Source organism: Clostridium estertheticum subsp. estertheticum (assembly GCF_001877035.1).
Taxonomy (GTDB): domain Bacteria; phylum Bacillota; class Clostridia; order Clostridiales; family Clostridiaceae; genus Clostridium_AD; species Clostridium_AD estertheticum.
On the sequence record NZ_CP015756.1, the window covers coordinates 722,189 to 743,309 of the forward strand.

At 31.7% G+C, this 21,121-nt stretch carries 17 protein-coding genes and 1 riboswitch; of the genes, 8 read left to right on the top strand and 9 right to left on the bottom strand.

Annotated features, from left to right (window positions below):
- The first annotated feature begins 114 nt into the window (after nucleotides 1–114).
- The 3 genes from A7L45_RS03470 to A7L45_RS03480 all read left to right on the top strand — a co-directional run bounded on the left by A7L45_RS03470 (nucleotide 115) and on the right by A7L45_RS03480 (nucleotide 5,112).
- Complete coding sequence (locus A7L45_RS03470; protein WP_071611475.1) at nucleotides 115–1,854, top strand: ABC-F family ATP-binding cassette domain-containing protein; 1,740 nt, start codon at nucleotides 115–117, stop codon at nucleotides 1,852–1,854.
- Between the two features lie 135 nt (nucleotides 1,855–1,989).
- A riboswitch (SAM riboswitch) is annotated at nucleotides 1,990–2,105 on the top strand.
- A 117-nt stretch (nucleotides 2,106–2,222) separates the two neighbouring features.
- A complete protein-coding gene (locus A7L45_RS03475; RefSeq protein WP_071614849.1) occupies nucleotides 2,223–3,338 on the top strand; it encodes a trans-sulfuration enzyme family protein in 1,116 nt (371 codons plus the stop codon).
- Nucleotides 3,339–3,591: 253 nt separating this feature from the next.
- Nucleotides 3,592–5,112, top strand: coding sequence for an FAD-dependent oxidoreductase (locus A7L45_RS03480; RefSeq protein WP_169829557.1), 1,521 nt, complete (start codon nucleotides 3,592–3,594; stop codon nucleotides 5,110–5,112).
- A 159-nt stretch (nucleotides 5,113–5,271) separates the two neighbouring features.
- Here A7L45_RS03480 and A7L45_RS03485 read toward each other — a convergent pair whose 3' ends face one another.
- Complete coding sequence (locus A7L45_RS03485; RefSeq protein ID WP_224616783.1) at nucleotides 5,272–5,946, bottom strand: HAD family hydrolase; 675 nt, start codon at nucleotides 5,944–5,946, stop codon at nucleotides 5,272–5,274.
- Nucleotides 5,947–6,241: 295 nt separating this feature from the next.
- Between A7L45_RS03485 and A7L45_RS03490 the strand changes: the two genes are divergently transcribed.
- Together A7L45_RS03490 and A7L45_RS23070 are read left to right on the top strand one after the other, a co-directional pair.
- On the top strand, nucleotides 6,242–8,329 hold the full coding sequence (locus A7L45_RS03490) for a methyl-accepting chemotaxis protein (protein ID WP_071611476.1): 2,088 nt from the start codon (nucleotides 6,242–6,244) through the stop codon (nucleotides 8,327–8,329).
- 511 nt (nucleotides 8,330–8,840) lie between these two features.
- A complete protein-coding gene (locus A7L45_RS23070) occupies nucleotides 8,841–9,014 on the top strand; it encodes a hypothetical protein (RefSeq protein WP_169829558.1) in 174 nt (57 codons plus the stop codon).
- Between the two features lie 190 nt (nucleotides 9,015–9,204).
- On the opposite strand, the gene A7L45_RS03495 is transcribed toward A7L45_RS23070, so the two are convergent.
- Nucleotides 9,205–10,140 carry a flavodoxin family protein gene (locus A7L45_RS03495; protein ID WP_071611477.1) on the bottom strand — a complete coding sequence of 312 codons (936 nt, stop codon included), beginning with the start codon at nucleotides 10,138–10,140 and terminating at the stop codon, nucleotides 9,205–9,207.
- 176 nt (nucleotides 10,141–10,316) lie between these two features.
- On the opposite strand from A7L45_RS03495, the gene A7L45_RS03500 reads away from it, so the two are divergent.
- A complete protein-coding gene (locus tag A7L45_RS03500; RefSeq protein ID WP_084647343.1) occupies nucleotides 10,317–11,750 on the top strand; it encodes a DDE-type integrase/transposase/recombinase in 1,434 nt (477 codons plus the stop codon).
- 266 nt (nucleotides 11,751–12,016) lie between these two features.
- On the opposite strand, the gene A7L45_RS03505 is transcribed toward A7L45_RS03500, so the two are convergent.
- The 7 genes from A7L45_RS03505 to A7L45_RS03535 form a co-directional block, all read right to left on the bottom strand.
- Nucleotides 12,017–13,468: a DHA2 family efflux MFS transporter permease subunit gene (locus A7L45_RS03505; RefSeq protein ID WP_071611478.1), complete on the bottom strand. Its 1,452-nt coding sequence runs from the start codon at nucleotides 13,466–13,468 to the stop codon at nucleotides 12,017–12,019.
- 107 nt (nucleotides 13,469–13,575) lie between these two features.
- Entirely contained in the window at nucleotides 13,576–14,145 is a 570-nt protein-coding gene (locus tag A7L45_RS03510; protein WP_071611479.1) for a TetR/AcrR family transcriptional regulator, read from the bottom strand.
- 152 nt (nucleotides 14,146–14,297) lie between these two features.
- On the bottom strand, nucleotides 14,298–15,668 hold the full coding sequence (locus tag A7L45_RS03515) for a sensor histidine kinase (RefSeq protein ID WP_071611480.1): 1,371 nt from the start codon (nucleotides 15,666–15,668) through the stop codon (nucleotides 14,298–14,300).
- On the bottom strand, nucleotides 15,659–16,321 hold the full coding sequence (locus A7L45_RS03520; protein WP_071611481.1) for a response regulator transcription factor: 663 nt from the start codon (nucleotides 16,319–16,321) through the stop codon (nucleotides 15,659–15,661). The genes A7L45_RS03515 and A7L45_RS03520 overlap by 10 nt, the downstream gene beginning before the upstream one ends.
- A gap of 37 nt (nucleotides 16,322–16,358) precedes the next feature.
- Complete coding sequence (locus A7L45_RS03525) at nucleotides 16,359–17,129, bottom strand: lantibiotic immunity ABC transporter MutG family permease subunit (protein ID WP_071611482.1); 771 nt, start codon at nucleotides 17,127–17,129, stop codon at nucleotides 16,359–16,361.
- A 1-nt stretch (nucleotide 17,130) separates the two neighbouring features.
- Entirely contained in the window at nucleotides 17,131–17,916 is a 786-nt protein-coding gene (locus A7L45_RS03530; protein ID WP_071611483.1) for a lantibiotic immunity ABC transporter MutE/EpiE family permease subunit, read from the bottom strand.
- Complete coding sequence (locus tag A7L45_RS03535) at nucleotides 17,913–18,632, bottom strand: lantibiotic protection ABC transporter ATP-binding protein (RefSeq protein ID WP_071611484.1); 720 nt, start codon at nucleotides 18,630–18,632, stop codon at nucleotides 17,913–17,915. The genes A7L45_RS03530 and A7L45_RS03535 overlap by 4 nt, the downstream gene beginning before the upstream one ends.
- 291 nt (nucleotides 18,633–18,923) lie before the next feature.
- On the opposite strand from A7L45_RS03535, the gene A7L45_RS03540 reads away from it, so the two are divergent.
- Together A7L45_RS03540 and A7L45_RS03545 are read left to right on the top strand one after the other, a co-directional pair.
- Nucleotides 18,924–19,409, top strand: a complete 486-nt coding sequence (locus A7L45_RS03540) for a MarR family transcriptional regulator (protein ID WP_071611485.1) — start codon at nucleotides 18,924–18,926, stop codon at nucleotides 19,407–19,409.
- Between the two features lie 178 nt (nucleotides 19,410–19,587).
- Nucleotides 19,588–20,928, top strand: coding sequence for an MATE family efflux transporter (locus A7L45_RS03545; protein WP_071611486.1), 1,341 nt, complete (start codon nucleotides 19,588–19,590; stop codon nucleotides 20,926–20,928).
- Nucleotides 20,929–21,121 lie beyond the last annotated feature (193 nt).

The window sequence follows — 21,121 nt, forward strand, 5'->3', positions numbered from 1 at the left end:
TAAGTAGAATATCTCTACTAGATAAAATTCAAGTATAAAATTACAATTGAGAAGAAAATACATTGAAGAGCTTATTTAATAGGCTCTTTTTTAGTGATAAAGAGAGGTAATAATATGATAAAAGTTGATAATTTGTCCTACTCGTTTCCGCAAAAGGATCTATATAAGAACATTTCATTTACATTAGAAGATGGTCAACATTGTGCTTTTATAGGAACAAATGGTTGTGGAAAAAGTACACTTATAGATATAATTATGGATCCAGAAAAATATATGTTCGATGGAAAGCTTGAGATGGACTCAGATTGTAGAATAGGCTATGTAAGTCAATTCTCACAGCTTGGCGAAACAAAAGAAATTACAGTTTTCGAATATATTGGTGAAAAGTTTATTAAACTGCAAAATGAAATAACATCTATTTGTAGCGAAATGGAAACATCTTCAGATATTGAACCTTTACTAGAAAAGTACCAACAAACTTTAGATGCATTTGGTGCAATTAATGGGGATAATTTCGAAAACAATATTAATAAAAACCTAAATCTTGCAAACTTAAGCAAGTATAAAGATCTAATGATATCTGAACTTAGTGGTGGAGAATTTAAGCTTATTCAAGTAATTAAGGAAATGTTAAATAGTCCAGAATTAATGATTATGGATGAACCCGATGTGTTTTTAGACTTTGGAAACCTTAATTCTCTTAAAGATCTAATTAATTCACACGTTGGAACAATGTTAATTATTACGCACAACAGATATCTATTGAATCATTGTTTTAACAAAATTCTGCATCTTGAAAACATGGAGCTCCAAGAGTTTGATGGAAGCTATATTGAGTATAACTTCTCTTTACTCCAAACGAAAATTGAACTGCAAGAATTAGCTACTTCTGATGAGGAAGAATTTTGGAGAAATGAGATGTTGATAAAAAAACTAAGATATCTCGCAACTGAGCATACTGAAGCTGCTAGAGGAAAATCTCTAAATGCTAGAGTTAAAATCCAAGAAAGATTAGAAAAACGTAGAATTAAAGCGCCATTTGTAGATATTAAAGAGCCGAGTATCAGTTTTGTTACAGATAATGAAATGGAAGAAACAATTGTTTTAAAAGTTAATGATTACAGTGCTCGCTTTGATGATATACTTTTAGAAAATGTTAACTTTGAGATTAAATCTACCGATAAAGTAGCTCTTGTCGGATTAAATGGTACCGGTAAAACAACCTTAGTTCAAGAAATCTTTAAAAATAATAATGATTCTATTGAGATAAACCAGCAGGTTGAAGTGGCTTATTTATCTCAACTTCAAGGCAAAACATTAAATGAGTCTAATACTATACTTGAAGAATTTTTTGATGTTGGTTTTAAAACTTATGAAGAGATTAAGTCATATATTTCTGGTTATGGTTTTGAAGAAGAAATCATTAATCAAAAGATAGAGTCTTTATCTGGTGGAGAAAAAAATATGCTTCAACTGGCTAAAATTTCTGCTAGTAATGCAAATTTGTTGATTCTTGATGAACCGACAAGTCATTTAGACACCTATTCACAAATAGCACTAGAAAAAGCCATAGAAGACTATAAAGGTGCGATTTTAATGATTTCTCATGATTTTTATACTATAGTAAATTGTATGGATTTTGTTTTAATCATTGAGGATAAAACAATTAGAAAAATGAGCATGCGAAAGTTTAGGAAGATGATTTATGCTAGTTATTTTGACAAAGACTACTTAGAAATTGAACAAAAGAAAAAATTAGTTGAAACTAAAATAGCATTAGCTTTAAAAGGGACTGATATTGAGCTTGCAAAAGTTTTATCTGATGAGTTAGAAGGGCTGATTAAGTTACTCTAAATTTAGTGAGTAGTTAAGAGTACTAGTTTACGGATAGAGAAGATAATTGGAGTGATTATCAGATAAAAGTATTGACATAATCATATTTAGTGATTAAAATTTAGATAAGTTAATTTAATATTGATAACAATCTTGTTCTTATCAAGAGAGGTGGAGGGACTGGCCCTATGAAACCCAACAACCGGCATTCTCATTCGAATGTAACGGTGTTAATTCCTGCAGAAATGAAATATATTTCTGGAAGATAAGAAAAGACGCAGATTTTATTTGTGTGCTGCTTTTCTTTTGAAAAGTGGCTTTTGTTTTTTTATGGAAAATAATAGGAGGTGGCGGTTTTGAAAACAGACTGTAATAACTTGGAGACAATAATGGTTCACGGAAGTGGTGAATGGGAAGATCAAACAGGGTGTATAAGTATTCCAATATATCAAAGTGCAACATTTAAACATAAGGGATTAAACCAAAGTACTGGTTATGATTATTCAAGGCTCCAAAATCCTACTAGGGAAGAGCTTGAAAAAACTATAGCGAAACTTGAAGGTGGAAAGGAAGGTTTAGCATTCTCAACTGGTATGGCAGCAATAGACTGTGTTGCAAGACTATTAAAACCAGGAGAACATATAATAATATCAGATGATTTGTATGGTGGAACTTATAGGCTTTTTGAAGATGTATATAAAGTTTATGGTATTGAATCAACATATGTAGATACAACAGACCTAGAAAAAATTACAATGGAATTAAAGGATAATACAAAAGCTATTTACATGGAAACTCCTTCTAACCCAATGATGAAAGTCAGTGATATAGGGAAAATATCAGCTTTAGCAAAAGAAAAAGGTTTAATTACAATAGTAGACAATACTTTTCTTACACCTTATTTTCAAAGACCAATGGATTTTGGTGCAGATATAGTAGTTCATAGTGGAACAAAATTTTTAGGTGGACACAACGATACTCTGGCAGGTCTTTTGGTAGCTAGTAGAGAAGATTTAATTGAAAAATTAAGGTTTACTCAAGTTTCCATTGGAGCTACTCTTTCACCTTTTGATAGTTGGCTCATACTCAGAGGTATAAAAACTCTTGCAATAAGGCTTGAAAAACAGCAAGAAAATGCAAAACACATTGCTTTGTGGCTTAAAAACTGTGATGCTGTTGAAAAAGTATATTATCCGGGATTTAAAGAGCATGAAGGTTATGAAATTTCATTAAAGCAGACAAGTGGATTCGGATCAATAATTTCATTTACGGTTAAGGAAAAGAAAGCTATAGGCAAAGTACTTGAAGAAGTTGAAATTGTAACTTTTGCTGAAAGTCTTGGTGGAGTAGAGAGTCTTATAACTTATCCATATCTTCAAACACATGCGTCTATTCCTGAAGAAATAAGAAATAGAATGGGTGTTACTGATAAGCTTTTAAGGCTTTCAGTAGGCATAGAAAATGTAAATGATATTATATATGATCTAAGCAAAAGCTTAAATTAGTTCTCTTAGGCGATTTCATTGTCTCTTCTAGATAGGATCATTGATATACTCTAAAATTAGAGTTATAGTTATAGTGTTAATATTGTGATAAAGAACTATAAACCATATTAGCAATCTTTATACCTTAAAGTTAATTAAGGTATAAAGGTTGCTTTTTCTTATATCATATCCAACATAAGCCATTATGTTGGTTGTTTATCATGTCGATTTGAATGCTTTAGAAAACATGGTGTTATATATTAGGAGGGATTTTATGTACAAGCAAGCGGAAAACAAAGTAGGAATGATTACAAAGACAATTGAAACAGAGGTTATAGTATGTGGAGGTGGTACTGCTGGTATTATTACAGCACTAACAGCTGCAGAAAATGGTGCTAAAGTTATTTTGCTTGAAAAGGGAAATAATTGTTATCCACCACGTACTTTTATTGGAGCAATAGGTTCGAAAGTACAGAAGGAACATGGAGTAGAAATAGATAGGAATGAAATTGTAAATGAATTATGTCGTCATGCCTGTTATAGGGTAGATCAAAGATTAATTAATCTTTGGGCAGATGAAAGTGGAGAGATGATAGATTGGTTGGGAAGCATAATGATAGATAATGGTATGAAAGTTACTCTTGAAACTGATATCAATAAGAATATGGATATAAAAGAGTGGTCAACCTGTCATTGTTTTTATAATGATAATATGGAAAACAAAAAAAGACCTGTAAAAATACTTGAAGAAAGAATGAAAGCACATGGGGTCGATATAAGGACAAGAACTCCAATGATTCAGTTGATAAGGGATGATGATAAAGTAGTAGGTGTTATTGCTAAAAATTCAGATGGAGAATATATTCAAATAAATGCAAGTAAGGGAGTTGTACTTGCCACAGGTGGCTATTCCAATAATATGGAAATGTTAAAGGAATTAAATCCAATTGCTGCATTTAATATAAGTTCACTTCCATTAACACCAGGTGTAACAGGTGATGGAATTAAAGCTGCTAAAAAAATAGGAGCTGAAATGGATCTTATTTCGACGGCAATGATTTTTGATCGTGGAGCAGTTAAGCCAGGAAAAGTTGCGGGAGAACCATTTGAAGATAAATTGTTTTGGTTAGGTAGTCAGCCATTCCTTAAGGTAAATAAATTAGGTGAGCGTTATACAAATGAATCAGTTCCATATGATTTTTGTATACATGCTGCTAGTATGCAACCAGGTAAAGTGTGGTGTTCTATATTTGATTCAAATTGGATGGAAGATGTACTTAAATTTCACACAATTGGTTGTTCACGAGTGGTACTTCCAGAAGATATTGAAAAATATCCATGTAATTTTAATGTGAAAATTGTAGAAGGAATGAATGAACAATTGTTAAAAGCTGGTTATATGCAACAGGCGAATACAATTGAAGAACTTGCTGAAAAATTAATGCTTCCTCCTAAAACATTAGAAGCAAATATATACCATTATAATGAATTATGTGAAAAAGGTGAAGATGAAGATTTCGGAAAGACATCTTTTCGTATGAGACCTATTATTAAGGCCCCATTTTATGGCATAACAGTAGGTGGAAATTTATTGTGCACATTAGATGGTTTGAGAATTAATACAGATATGCAAGTATTAGATACAAATATGGAGCCAATTAAAGGTTTATTTGCAGTTGGAAATGATAGTGGTGGCTTCTTTGCATATTCGTATCCAGAACTAACTCCAGGAGTTGCAGCAGGAAGATCTATGACATTTGGTCGCCATGTGGGTAAATATCTAGCAGATTTATAGTTACATTCATTTTAAGAAGGGGTCTCGTCAACATTTCTCTGAATTACACCAATAAGAAATATTGACGAGTTATCCTATTATATATAAGCTTTCTTAAATTATATTTCTCAAACGGTACAATGATATTAAAAAAACAACCAATAAATGTAAAAATAATTATTAACTTAATTTAATATAATTAACTTCTTTAAAGCTATTTATCACTAAATCTGCCATGGAAATGTCTTGACTTCCTGCAGCACCGCTATTAATTCCTACACATTTCATACCTGCTTTTTTAGCAGCACGAACCCCATTATGAGAATCCTCAATAACTATACAATTTTCCGGGCTTACCCCAAGCTTCTGTGAAGCAAAAAGAAATATATCTGGTTCAGGTTTGCTTCTCTGTACATAGTCACCGGTAACAAAAATTTCAAAGTATTCTTCTATTTGAAATTTACTTGCAATAGCCATAATTACATTTAGTGGAGAGGATGATGCAATGGCTAGCTTTATACCATTCTCATGAAAGTCTTTTATTAGCTCTTTCACCCCATCAATAAGAGTTATATCGCATTCATCTGAATTAAGGTATTTAAAATATTTACTTCGATCATATTCAATTAATTCATCAAGAGTTTGATTAAGCTTATGTTTATTTTTTAGAGCTTCCCACATATAACGAGAGGTTGCTCCTACAAAAGAGTGATGCTCATCGTCTGTAACCTCTATGCCTAATTTTTTATAAGTCTCATTTTCCAGCTTCATATGTGCTGGTTCACTATCAATAATTACTCCATCCATATCAAATATAACTGCTTTTAGAATAAAATCACCCTGAATTTTATCCAAACTCATCATCTCCCTATAACTATAGCATTTGAAATAATATATATTCTATCCAATTTAAACGTATCCTACTCAAGTACAAGGATAAATACATTATTCAATGTTAAGGGAGGAGTTAACATTAATTTATAATGCAATAAATTGTTAGATAGTTCGCTCGCTTATAGTAGTGAATATGTTTACATTTTTTTGTATGATTTTATTTGTAAATATTTCTTAGATTAACACGATATTATAGTATATTGTATTTTATTAAATCGTAAAAAACTAAAGAAGATATTTTAAGGAGGAAACATTGTTGAAAAAGAAAATTAGCACTAAAATAGTTATTGCTATAGTGAGTTGTTCAATTTTAGTATCAGCACTTGTGGGAATTGCAAGTATTGTTAAATCTACAAGTATAATTAAGAAGGAAGCCACAGAGAACTTATTAAATATAGCTTCTAGTAGAGGAAATGAGTACACGGTGCATACTACAAAGGTGGAAAACACTGTAAAGGAATTATCTGGATTAGTAATAGGCACAATAGACGTATCTAAGGTTAAAGACCCAAATTATATGAATGCGTATGAAAGCCGGTTAAGTTCTTTAATAAATAATTTGGGTGTTAGTAATACTGGAATTGTAGGGTTATATATGAATTTTGATCCTAAATTCGCAGATGGAAGTAAGGCTTACGATGTGGCTTATTACTATGATGAACAAAAGAAAGAGAGTGAAGTTAGCAGTAATTCCTATTCATTAGAGGATTATAAGGACAGTAATAAAAGTTTAAATTGGTATTATAGCGCAACTAAAGCCAAACAAGGGGTATGGTCAAAACCTTATATAGACCCAGCTAGTGATAACAAAGAGCTAATATCATATACACTACCTATATATGATAATAATAAATTAGTTGGAGTAGCGGGTATGGATATTTCTTTTGAAAGTTTGAGAAAGACAATTTTAAACACAAAGATATATGATACTGGCTCTGCATTTTTGCTAGATAAAGATTATAGTTTTGTAGTAGCTACGGACCAAAAATTGACGGATAAATTAGACACTTTAGAAGATGGAAAATATAAATTTATAACCGATGAATTAAGTAATAAAAAATCTATGGTGCTCGAGACAAACTTTGAGGGGCATAAGCAGCTGATGAGTTATTATACGTTGAATAATGGTCAAATTATGGGAGTGAAAGTGCCTAGTTCAGAAGTGTTCAAAACTTTAAATGATTCAATAGATATTATTCTTTTAATTATCACTCTAGGAATTATACTTTCAATAATTATTGCATTAATTATTGGCAGAAGAATATCTAGACCAATAGAGGTTGCAACAAGTTTTATTGGTAGATTATCTGAACTTGATTTAACTTATAATGACAATAAACAAATGATATCAAGCAAGGATGAAATAGGTATTATGGGAAACAGTTTAATAAAACTAAGGGAAGAATTAATAAAAGTTGTTTACGAATTAACAAAGGATTCAGCTGAAGTATTAGAATCTTCAAATGATATTTCTGCTACAACAGAAGAAATATCGTCAAAAATGGAGCTTATCAATGAATCAATAAAGCAAGTATCTTTGGGTGCAGAACAGTTAAGTGCCACTACGCAGGAAGTAAATGCAACCACAGAAAGTATTGCACAGAGTGTGGATAATGTTACCAGGCGTGCAAATGACGGAACTGAGATTTCAAATAATATAGAAGTAAAAGCTAAGCAAGTTAGAATAACTGCTGAAAATAGCTCTAGTACCACAAATGAATTATATTTAGAGAAGCAAGAAAGCATATTAAAAGCAATTAAAGATGGTAGTGTTGTTAGTGAAGTTAAGATAATGGCTACAGAAATAGGAAATATTGCAAGTCAAACAAATCTTCTTGCACTTAATGCAGCTATTGAAGCTGCAAGAGCAGGAGAACAAGGTAAGGGCTTTGCCGTAGTTGCTGACGAAGTTAGAAAATTAGCTGAGGCATCAGAGGCTACAGTTAAAAAGATTCAAGAGGTAACTGAAAAAGTTGAAAATGCATTCCAAAATCTTACCAGCAACGCTCAGGATATATTAAGCTTTATTGATACTAAGGTTAAACCCGATTATGATCTATTTGTAGATACAAGTAAGCAATACGGCTCAGATGCCTTAAAAACCAATATGATATCTGCGGATATTGGAGCTTCAATGAATATAGTAAATGAAACTATATCAGAGATTAGAAATGCAATTGAAAATATATCGGCTACAGCTGAGGAATCGGTTGCTAGCTCCGAGGAAATATCAGCAACTGTTAATGAATCGGTTATGGCAGTCCAAAAAATATCAAAATCTTCTCAAAATCAAGCCATATTAGCAGATAAGCTAAATAACATTGTTCAAAAATTTAAGTTATGAAATAAATGTTAAAAACCTGTCAAGAAATAAATGTTAGTGGGGATCTTAATAACTATAAGATTGACTAACATAAAAGGCTGTACTCATGATGAGTACAGCCTTTTATGTGTTAGGGTTTTTCAATAATTAAAGTCATATTAAAGGGGGCACCTTTAATATAATGATTATATCAATTCAATGTTAATATTTTATACCAAAACAAATAACAAATTGTAAACATTTTGTATTTAAATAAACGCCCTCATGGAGGGAAATATGAATATGAAATCATGAGAGGTTGTTTTATGATAAATAATTATTTTATTATCAATTGCTCAATCCATGTAAAATATAACTGTTTTTAGTATAAAATCACACAGGATTTTACCCGAACTTGTTCATTTAACATTTTTCTATAATGATATTAAGTTAAAAGTCTGATATGATAGGTATACACATTGGTGATTTAATGGATGAATGGAAGGCCAAAATATTAAAAAATAACTTAAAATAATGATTGATAGGGGAAAACATGAAGATATTCCAAAAGCTTAAAAAGTTAAAGAAGATTAAAAAGTTACATGCAGTAGAGAAAATAGATCCGGTTGGTGCAGATGTCGCAAATAATGATTCTGAGAATACTAAACCTTTTAAACTTGATCGACAAATACTAGTAGACTATATGGACAAAAATAATCAAAAATAATAAATATTCAGCATAATGAACGTCGTTAATAGAAAAAGGGCTCCAATGATCGGTTTGTTAATTTACTTCTTCCTATTAGGAGTCGTGGTAATTATTGAAGAAAAAAATATTAGCCTTTCCGGTGAAAGCTTTTTATTATTTAACCTGTTACCGGAAAGGTCAGCAAATCAATATCTGAAAAAATAGTGTTTTATTTTTCTGGTTTAGTTGCCGTAATAAATTCCTTATAGTTTTCTGAACGTTGTTTATAATCATCTGATTTCTTTAATTCCATGCTTATAGCAACAGTATTTTTGATATCCTCTACATGAATAAGTTTTCCGGATAAAGTATCATGAGCGTGTTCTAATTGCTCTTTTGGGAATTCAAATCTTACTTTACCATCTATAATTTTAACATCACCTTCAATACCACACATACAGCAAATTGCATGTGTAGATTCTCTATCTAAATAGAAGTTTCTACTATGACAATGCGGGCAAACTCCTTTCTCTCCTTTATAAGAAGCATTTGCAATATCTTTTGCAGCTTTTGCAAGATTCATACCTATTTCATGTACTCGTGTAACTTTATCATTATCTATAATAATACCTGTAGACCAAGGAAATACTTCGTTATCTATAACTTTCCACATAGGAGTTAATGCTTGTATTGCACAGTCACATTGAAATCTTGTAACCCAGTCTGAACCACCAAATCCTATATAAGAAATCACTTTATCTTTTAATATTCTTGGATCTGGTGCTTTACCTCCTGTTGCTTTTGCAATTTTAGTTGCTATAACATTATTACCTCTATCCATCCTTGGTCCAAAACGGTCTCTAATTGTAAGGAATAAACTTGGAGTCCCTTTACAGAAAATTGGATTTGTAAAAATTACTCCATCTGCATCTAACATCTTATTTAGTAACCAATCAAAATCATCTTTTAATACACACATATTTCCTTTTCCTGTCATAAGTGAGCCGACACATGCTGTGCAACCAATACAATATTTTATATCCAAATCTAATAAATGAACAAATTCAACCTCTGCACCCATTTCCTTTGCAGCCATCAAAGCTTCCTTACACATAGCATCATTATTACCATCTTTTCTTCCACCTGAAATACCTAAAACTTTCATTTTTTATCCTCCTCATTATATATGATAGTGTTAACACTATCTTTGTTTTATTTATTTTAAACCCTGCTGTTGCAAGGAGTGTAGCTGTTTTTAGCTCAAAAAAAACAATGACCCCCTCTGTTTGGTATAATTGTTGTATCTAAACTCAACAAAAATTCCCGAAAGAAGGTGTCATTGTGAGTCCAATTATATCAATGTTAGTTACTTATAATCAAGTATTACTTTCTCAAATTAAACAATTACTTATTTTTATTGCTAAAAATATACCATTAAAGGTTCCGAAATACGATATGACAAGTCCTAAATATAAAAAACTTACTGTAGATAAATTGCCAATTATTAAAACCTTTGAAAAGCTTGATTACAGGCAACTCTTAGCTGAGTATAAACGCAGTAATGGCAAGGATAAAAAGCCTGTCAATTCTCGCGGTAAACATCCTATATCCTCTGATACTATATGCCCTCAATGTGGTGCTCCGCACACCTATATCTACGATAACGCCGGAGGCCGCGGGCAGCTTTGGTGCAAAGTTTGTGATATGCATTTCAATAAAAACAAGGATGATTTCAAAACCGAAAAACTCATTTGTCCATTTTGTGGACATGCCCTAAGTAAAAAGAAGGACCGCAAAAATTTTTATATCCATAAATGCGTTAATAAAAAATGTAGCTTTTTCCTTCAATCTCTTGCAAATCTTTCAATGGAAGACATTAAGGAATATAAGAAAGATAAACACAAATTTAAGCTACATTACATCTACCGTGAGTTTACCACTAATTATTTTGATGTAGATTTATCTTCAATGCCAAAAGGTGCTACTAGCCTCAAGTTCAGAAATTTTTCTTCACATGTAATGGGACTCTGTCTAACATATAACGTTAATTTAGGACTATCTACACGCCGTACGGCACTTGCTCTTTGGGAAATCCATGGGGTGAAAATATCTCATGTCATGGTTAGTAGATACGCCATTGCAGCTGCCGCTTTTGTCAAACCATATGTTGACAACTATGATTATAAGCCCACTAATTATCTTGCTGCTGATGAAACCTATACTAAAGTAAAAGGAGTTCATCAATATATCTGGCTTGTTATGGATGCCATCAAGAAATCAATTTTAGGATACCAAGCCTCTTTTAGTCGTGATACTGGCCCTTGTATTTTAACTATGCGTATGGCTTTTGATAAGTTCAAAGAGTTTCCCGGAAAATCACTTAAATTCGTTGCTGATGGCTATACTGCATATAAGCTCGCTGAGCAACAGTTTAAACTTAACGGCATGGACTTCGATGTAATCCAAGTAATTGGTCTTACTAACTCCGATCCTGTTTCAACCGAATATCGTTGGCTTAAACAAATAATAGAGCGTCTTAACAGAACATTTAAATTTTCCTATAGGGTTACAAATGGCTTTGGTAGTGAAGAAGGTTCCAACACGCACTTGGCGTTGTTTGTAGCATATTACAACTTTCTCCGCCCACATAGCTACGCTTATTGGGGGCCATTGAACTCAATACCTGAACTTGAAAACATTTCTACTATGCCAGCAAAATGGCAAAAGTTAATCGAACTTTCACAGCAACTTATAGTAGAAAAACAGGTTGTATAAGTGAATTTACCTTTTAATATAGTTTGAATTTTCTTACCCGGCAGGGTTCCGTAAAAAAGGAACAATCTGATCAGGTATATTTTTGATGCAATTTTTTATTCACCTGGAACAAAATCCTTAATTAATACACATTCTTTAAGATACTCTTACTAATATTTTCTGCGATAAGGTATATTTTCAGTTATAATCGAAAGCACATGCCCTAATTTTACCAATTAGTGTTTTTTCATAAGTTAGTTAACACTATCTTATATATGATAATTAAATTAAAGACCGCTCACTTTTTCGTTTTCTAAGCTTAAATCAGAGGTTGAACAAGAATTCTTATTTCCAAATCTTAAAGCAAAGGATAAACAAAGTCCTACTAAAACAAATATGACTGCGACTGTTGCACTTGACTGAAATCCAGTAGCCACTGCAATTTGCTCTGTAGCTGAATTATTTAAGGCTTTTAGCTGGGAAGCTGACATAATACCAATAAATAATGAGGAACCAAGTGCTGCTGATATTTGTTGAAGGGTATTCATAACCGCTATTCCATGTGGATAAGCTTCTTTTGGTAATTGGTTAAGAGAACTCGTTTGACAAGGTGACATTGTAATACCAACCCCAATGCAGACTACTATATATGAAACCATAATCTTAATAAGAGATGTATTACTATTTGAACGTGATAAAACGAATAATGCCACAAGGATTATAGTAAAACCTACTGGTATTAGTACTTTCACTCCAAACTTATCATAAATTTTCCCGCCTATTGGAGTTACAATTCCACAAGCAAGTGATGCTGGAAGTAATACCATAGCGGCTACAAAGGTTGTTGTTTTAAGGGCTCCTTGAAGGAACATAGGTAACATTACGTTCATAGTGAACATTGTCATCATTGTTAACATAACAAGTACTACCCCTACTGAAAATAAAGGATATTTAAATATACGCATTTCTAACATTGGTTCTTTTAAAGACAATTGACGTTTAACAAATATAATTAATGATATTATTCCAACAATAAATATTAAACTAATAATCTTCATATTTCCATCACCACTAAAACTACTTATACCATATATAACTCCACCAATTCCGACGCTTGATAATATGATTGATATAAAATCGATTTTAGGCTTTGTTAGAGTTGACACATTAACTAAATAAATTGAACCTAAAATCATAGCTATTAGTATAAGTGGTATTAACATTATAAATAATGCATGCCAACTAAAAAATTGTAATAAGATTCCTGAAACTGTTGGTCCAAGTGCTGGTCCAATTGAAATTACACAACCGCAAATTCCCATAGCCGCTCCATGCTTTTCGGGTGGGGTTACCAATAATACTGTATTCATTAGAAGTGGAATCATCATTCCAGTTCCCGAGGCTTGTAACATTCTTGAAATAAGTAACATTGCAAAAGAGCTTGAACAAGCTCCACATATTGTTCCAACTAGAAGTAATGTCATTGCACCTAAAAATAAATGCTTTGTTTCAAATGTTTGAATTAGAAAAGCGGTAATAGGTACCATAACTGATACAACTATCATGTATGCAGTAATTATCCATTGCACTGTTCCTGCGGTAACATTCATTTCCGTCATAAGAGGAGATAATGCCACATTTAATATAGTTTCATTAAATACAGCTAAAAATGCGCTGAAGGCTAAAACTCCTATAATTGCGTTTGAATTGAATTTTTTTGTAAGTTTCGTTGTTTCCATAAATTTCGTTCCTCCTAATATTAGACCAGTCTGTATAATGAGCTCCTAAAAAAACACCTACTTATAAAATAGGCATTAATTAATCATTTGAATTTTGTATTCCATTACTATATATTTATTAAATTAGGTATTTGTTTAGCTAGGATTCTAAGTGAATCACCACTTTTTTTCGTAAGTGATAAAGTAATTCCACCTTCTATCATTGCAGCAATTACACAACCTAATTCATAGGCTTTATCTTTGCTAATTCCAGAGTTGATTAATTTTTCTGCATATATATTTTCGAGTGAAGTAAATATATCGTTGCAAGCGTTCCTTAAAACTTCACTTGTTATATATGTCTCTAAAGCTATTAAGCTTATAGAAATATCTGGAGTACTTTTTTCATTATCAATTAGTATTGCAATGTTTTCTATATTAAATTTAATAGCTTCAATTGGATCTTCGATACTGTCTAATGCATTAATTATTTTAGTTATTATTTTTTGACCTGCTAATTTTACGGATTCTAAGGCAAGTTGCTCTTTTCCTTTAGGAAAATGATAATATAATGATCCTTTTGGTGCTCCACTTTTTATTAAAATCTCATTTAGCCCAGTTGCGTTATATCCTTTAATTTGAAAAAGTCTTGATGCAGTTTCTATAAATTTTTCTTTTACATTTACCTTATTATTCATATCAGTATACCTCTCTAATAAAATGTAGTTGTCTAACAAGTTATAGCTCTCTAGTAAATTATAGTGACTGGTCTATATTTTTTTATTATACTTTAGGTTATAACAAATGTCAATAATTAAAAATGAAAGGTAGGTGGTCTAAAGAAAAAATATTAATAGGGCAACTCTACTGGCAATAATATTACAATCTGTCCACCGCCTGTATATATATCATTCTGTATACGAAGCGTACCATTATGAACCTTAATTACCTTATCAGCAAAAGCTAATCCGATACCGTAATGTCCTGTTTGACTTCGGCTTTTATTATTTGTATAAAACATTTCTGTAGCTTTTTTTAAGGCTTCAGAAGAAAACCCTTTTCCAGAGTCAGTAATAACAAAAGAAGCTAAATTATCTTTCAGAGAAACCTCTAAATTTAATGATGTTTCATTCGGAGTATATTCAAGTGCGTTTATAATAATATTCATAAATGTCCGTTTCATTGAAGAATAATCAATGCTCCATATTACTTCCTTGGGCATGTGGTTATTAAGCCCAAAACGAATATCTCGATTCCCAATAGAAGCAAGTGTATCCTTTTGAATTATATTTAGAAATTCATTTATATTGTTTGTTTCTTTATGCATGGTGAAAATTTGAGCATTTTGAGAAGTATCAATCAACAGTTGTGTGTATTCTTCGATTTCACTTGTTGCTCCTATAATTTCATTTGCGTAGTCTAATGCATTTTCATCTTTTTGTGTAAGAATCAACAGTTCTGCATTTCCTTTAATAATGGTAATAGGTATCTTAATGTCATGTGCCAATGAACTTATCTGTTCCTGCTTGTTTTTTTCTTGTTCAAATTGGTAAGTTAGAGACTTTTTAAGATTATGACGCAAACTGTCCAAGGAATCCATAACCTTTTGATGTTCTACAAAACAGGTAGGCTGAACCTCAAAATCAAGATCCTGCTGCTCAATCTTTTCAGTGATCAAACTAAATTTGTTTAATTCTTTTTTTATTTTGTTTGAAAACTGCAAAGAAAGAGCATATAGTGCAATTAATAAAATAATAATAGAAAGTGCAACGATAGTTATCTCAGGATAAGGTATTAGCCTTCGCAATATTAGATTCGCAAATTGGACAATTAATTGGTAATGAATGACACAGTATGATTTTGGACGCTCAATTACCTCATAAACATTAGTCCCTAGTTGATGATTTTTAACATTAATTTTTGCTTTTTCGGTTTCGGATTTATTCATAGTACCATTAATAGTCTTTAAAGTTTGTTTATCTAAAATCACGTATTTTAAGTTTTCGGGTATTAACTCCGGAGTTACTTGTTTAGCATTTTTTATATTTGTTTTAGCCTTATCTATCAATTGCTGTGAATGGTTGGCTGATAGAAGAATGCCGGAACTCCCCATATAACTGAAAATAAGTAAAATAACAAATAAAAACATTATAGAAGAAAGTCCTATTTTAAAAATAAATTTAATAATATAAACTTGTAAGGATGTTTTTTTTATTTCCACATGTATCCAACTCCCCAAACCGTTTCAATAGGGAAACAATTATATTCTTTGAATTTATTGCGGATTAATCGGATATATTCAGTAATCACTGAAAATTGGGTATCGCTACTAAAATCGTAAATTGCTTCAAAAATTCCCTGCTTTGTAAATACTTTACCTCTGTTCAATGCTAAAAACTCACATATGTTGTATTCATTTTTCGTATACGCAATAAGATTGTTACAAACCCTAATCTCCTTTTTATCAAAGTCAATTGTAATATTGTCATACACTAACTTTTTCGTGGGCTTTCCACGGGTTTCTCGCCGTAGGTATGCATCAACACGGGCGTTGAGTTCCATTACTCCAAAGGGTTTTTTTATATAATCGTCACCTCCAAGCATTAGTGCTCTAACAATTGCTGATTCTTCTATTTTTGCTGTTAAGAAAATAATTGGACAATCTACTGTATGGCGTATTTTCTCACAAAGTTTAAATCCGTCTATTCCTGGCATCATTATATCCAGTAAGATCAAATCATATCCACAAAAGGCTTCTATAGGAGTATTTTCTGCATTTTGTAATGTAACCACATTATGTTGGTTGATTTCTAAAGCGTTTTTTATCAATTTTAAAATTCGCTTATCATCGTCTACAGCTAAAATCTTCGCCATATTTTCACCTCCATTATTTACATAATACTTTTTCTGATTATTTTTGTCTACCTTCCCAAAGATGAAATGTAAAAATATAAACAGCAACGCAGAAAATTGTCATTACTCCCATACACATCAATCCTATATCCATCCCACCTTGAGGGTAAGAAATATACTTCAGTGGTATTTTACTTAAATCATTAAATCGGAGTGCAGCTATAAAGTCGATAAATCGTACAGACCAGACCCAAGGTAAAAACATCCAAATACTATCTCCCTGACTTGTAGAAGCTAAAGCCACAATGATAACTCCAGAAAATCCAACCATAGTGCAAACTCCTGTATTGAAATGATAAGCTAAAATTAAATATAAACTATAAAGGAAGATAACGCTTAAAAATATCAATCCTCCTGTTTTAAAAAATAAAAGATAATTGATGTTATTTACATGTAATATCCATTTCATTGATATCATAAATAACAGGATAGCTAAAAATATAGCAGCTAAACACATTGTGAGTAACATGCACAATTGGCTTATAAAAGCAGTTGTTTTATGTGGAAGTTTACCAATCATCATTTGATAATCTCCAGCCTGTTTCTCTTGACTTGCAATTAACCCACAAAGTGCTGCAGCAAGCAGTGGAAAGGCAAAACCAATCATCTTAAAAAAAATCACAAACAAACTTAAACTACTCAACTTGCCAAAGCGACTAAAAGTCATAATGGCAACTAAAAGAAAAGGCATTAAAATATGTGCCCAAAGAAAAACACTGTGTTTGTTTTTAAAAAATTCTGCTTTATAACTATGCCAAAATACACTCATATTAATGCACCTCACTTCTTTTAAATGAAAAGCCGGTGAGAAAAGTTAGAATTAAAAATAGAAAAACACCTAATAATATACCTATTGGAATAACTCCACTGTTTAATAAAGCACTGTTTGATTCTAATGGAAGACAATTTGGATGAAGGTGTAATAGTGGACATTGTAACCGCAAAGGCCAAGTCCATGGATTCATCCACCACAAAGAAGAAACGGCTTTTCCTGCGCCAAGTTCTAAATTAGCTGCACAAGTTATAAATAGTAAAACAAAAAAGTTTATTTTTTTACTTAACCATAAGCATAAAGGAATCTGCCAAAGTGATACCAACCAACTTATGATAATGGCTATAAAGTAATTGTAAAATGGGACAATACTCAAATGTTGTCCCATTATTAAGATCCCATTTGTTGACGCCTTAATAATGGTAAAGTTTAATATAAGAATAAGTATACCTAAAAAAATAGAAGATACTAAAGTAAATAATGATAAAAGTATAATTTTAGATATCCAACTTTTTCTTAAATTAATAGGAAAAGAAAAAATTGTTTTGTAACCTGTACTATTTTGTTCAAGTTTATGAAACATACCTGTAAGTAGAACAATTAAAGCTGGCAACCATAATAATGACCAATGATTAATCGAAGTGATATCAGCGCTATTGATATCACCTCCTAAAAAACCAAAAATAGAGGCAAGGACCACAGATAATATTGGTATAAAAATTATTAATTTACGGAGCATAGTTCTCTTGGTTTTTAATGTTTCCGATATTAAATATTTTTTCATCTGGCAATGCTCCTTTTTTCATTATTTTTATCTGCAACATTCATAAACAAAGTTTCCAAGTCTTCATTCTCGTTAATTTCACCCTGATAACCTAAGATGCCATGGCTCATAATCCCAACATAGTCTATAACCTGTTCTACTTCAGATAAAACGTGACTGGATAAAATTACAGTGATTCCTTGCTCAGGAAAAGATTTTATTAATTTTCGTAAGTCACGAATACCAATGGGATCTAACCCATTAGTAGGCTCATCTAAAATCAACAATTTAGGATGATTCAGAAGTGCAGTAGCAATTCCTAAACGCTGTTTCATTCCCATAGAAAAATGTTTGGCTTGCTTTTTTTCTGTATTTGTCAAATCTACAGTTTCTAATACTTCGAAAATACGGTGATCTGGTAACCCTAAAAGAGTGGTATGAACTTTTAGATTTTCATGTGCAGTTAAATTCCCATAGATAGGTGGCTGCTCAATCAAGGCACCAATGTTTTTTAAATCATTACGGCTCCATGGATGTCCATCAAAATTAATTTCACCTGAAGTTGGTTTTAAGAGTCCTGTTATCATTTTTAATGTGGTAGATTTTCCTGCGCCATTAGCCCCTAGTAATCCATAGATGTGATTTTTCGGAACTGAGATGGAAAGAGCATCTACTGCATATTCCTTTTTAAATGTTTTCGTTAATTCTTGGGTTACTAACAAATAGTCTTTTTGCATAATTAACACTTCCTTTTTTATTTATAAAAGAAGCATATCAAATAAAAACCAAGATTTTAACAAAAACCAAATTATATACCCCTGGGGTTTGAAGCATAAAAAGGTATGGGTACAATAATGCAATACACTGATTGGAACCAATGTGACTTTCTAATGTAAGATTGATCAAGTTAAAGCTACAATTCAAGGTTGAGTGATAAAGAAACTGTTATAATAATAAATGTAAAGAAAAGATAAAATTTTGTTGAGGTAATATACATTTTTTAAAACGAAGGTATGGGAGGCCAGGCCATGAGTAAAGATGAACAGGTCATAATGGGTTTCAGGGACATATTGAACAAGATAGTTTCGCTTAATAAACCTAAGATGAAAGACAGTCTTAAGGGTTTTAAGTCTTCTGAAGTACATTGCATTGAATACATTGGAAGAAATGTAGATTCCAACGTGACAAAACTTGCGGAATCCTTTTATATGACTAGGGGTGCCATAAGTAAACTAACTAAAAAGCTGATAAAAAAAAGTATTATCGAAAGCTACCGAAAACCGGATAACAAGAAAGAAATCTATTTTAGGCTTACTGAGCAAGGGAAAGTAATTAACAAAGTTCATGATGAACTGCACAAAGAGTTTCAAGAGCGGGATAAATCCGTATTTGAGCAGGTAACCGAGGAACAATTTGATATCATTCTTAGCTTTATCGCAAAGTATAGTAGTCATTTAGATGCAGAAATAAAGAAGCAAGGTGTAGATATAATAAATCAAAATGATTTTGAATAATGGTGTTGTATAAAAAAAGTAGGCTAAATGGGGCTGTATCAAAACGCTGGAATATAAGCGTATGATGCGGCCCTGTTTTATTGTTGACAAGGAATCAATAAAATGATAAAATAATTATGTTTCCAAGGAAACATAATTATTTTTTTTCGAAAGGTGAAAATTTAAGGAGGATTACTATATGAAAGAGAAAGGAAATTATTATTTTGAACAAGCAACTATACCAAAAGCAATAACACACATGGCAGTGCCCATGATGCTGGGGATGTCAGTTATTATGATTTATAATGTTATTGACGCTTTTTTTATTGGAAAGCTAAATAACACGGCAATGATGACAGCTGTAACATTAGCATTACCTTTTACAATAATATTATCGGGAATAGGTAATATTTTTGGTGTAGGTGGTGGAACCTATATATCTAGATTACTTGGAGAGGGGAAATTAGGAGAGGCAAAAAAAGTTTCATCAGTTACTTTTTTCTTAAGTTTACTCGCTGGATTTATTTTTATGTTATTCGCGATACCTTTAATTCATCCAATTGTACAAATATTAGGTGCAAAAGGTGATACCGTTTTGTTCACCAAAGATTTTATTATGGTTCTAATCATAGGAGGTCCATTTGTAATTGCTAATTTTGCATTAGGACAAGTAGTCCGAGCAGAGGGAGCATCAAAAGTCTCGATGAATGGTATGTTTATAAGTGTTATCATAAATATTATACTGGACCCCATACTAATTTTTATATGTCATTTAAATATTGTAGGAGCAGCAATTGGAACAGTTGTTGCGAATACATGTGCATTATTGTACTATGTTTATTACCTTAAAAACAAAAGTTCAACTTTGACAGTCTCCATAAGAACATTCAAACCAACGCTTAGTATGCTTAAAGATATTTTTAAGATAGGAATATCCTCGTTCTTATTAGATGTATTTTTGATTATTTCCGTTTTATTGCTAAATAATTTTTCAGCATACTATGGCGACTATGCTGTTGCTGCATTTGGAATATCTCAGCGAATTGCCCAACTTGCTCAGTTTGCTGCTAAAGGGCTATATATTGGAGTTATTCCCTTAATTGCTTATGCATATGCAGCTAAGAATATAAAACGAATGAAGAGTATTATTAAGATTACTGCAGCCTATATTGCAATCCTAACTTTCGCATTTTCATTAATAATATTTATTTTCAGAGAACCAATAGTACATTTATTTAGCAACAATACTTACGTAATAAACACGGGTATATACATTTTGATAGCATTGCTTATTTCAGCTTTGTTTGCTAGCATTACTGGTCTTTTTATAGGGATATTCCAAGGAACTGGAAGAGGTAAAGAGGCAACCATAATGTCTGTAGTGCAGGGAATTTTATTAATTCCTATTATGATTTTAGGGAAATATACTTTTGGTTTAGATGGGATTATATGGTCGATGACTATAACAGAAATATTAACTTGCATAATAGGATTGTATTTATGGATTAGGCTGAAGCGGGATCCTTCTATGAAGGAATAAAAATAGATAGATATATGCATAATTACAAAGAGAGCAAGAAAAGGTAATAGGTAAATAAATGTCCTAAGCCTTACTTTTGGACTAAGTATATTAAGGTGCTAGTACCTAGCACCTTAATATTAAAAATGTATCGAGTAGTACTCAGTGCTATTATGATGGAGTAGTAAGTTATAATAATTATACATGTTGTTAA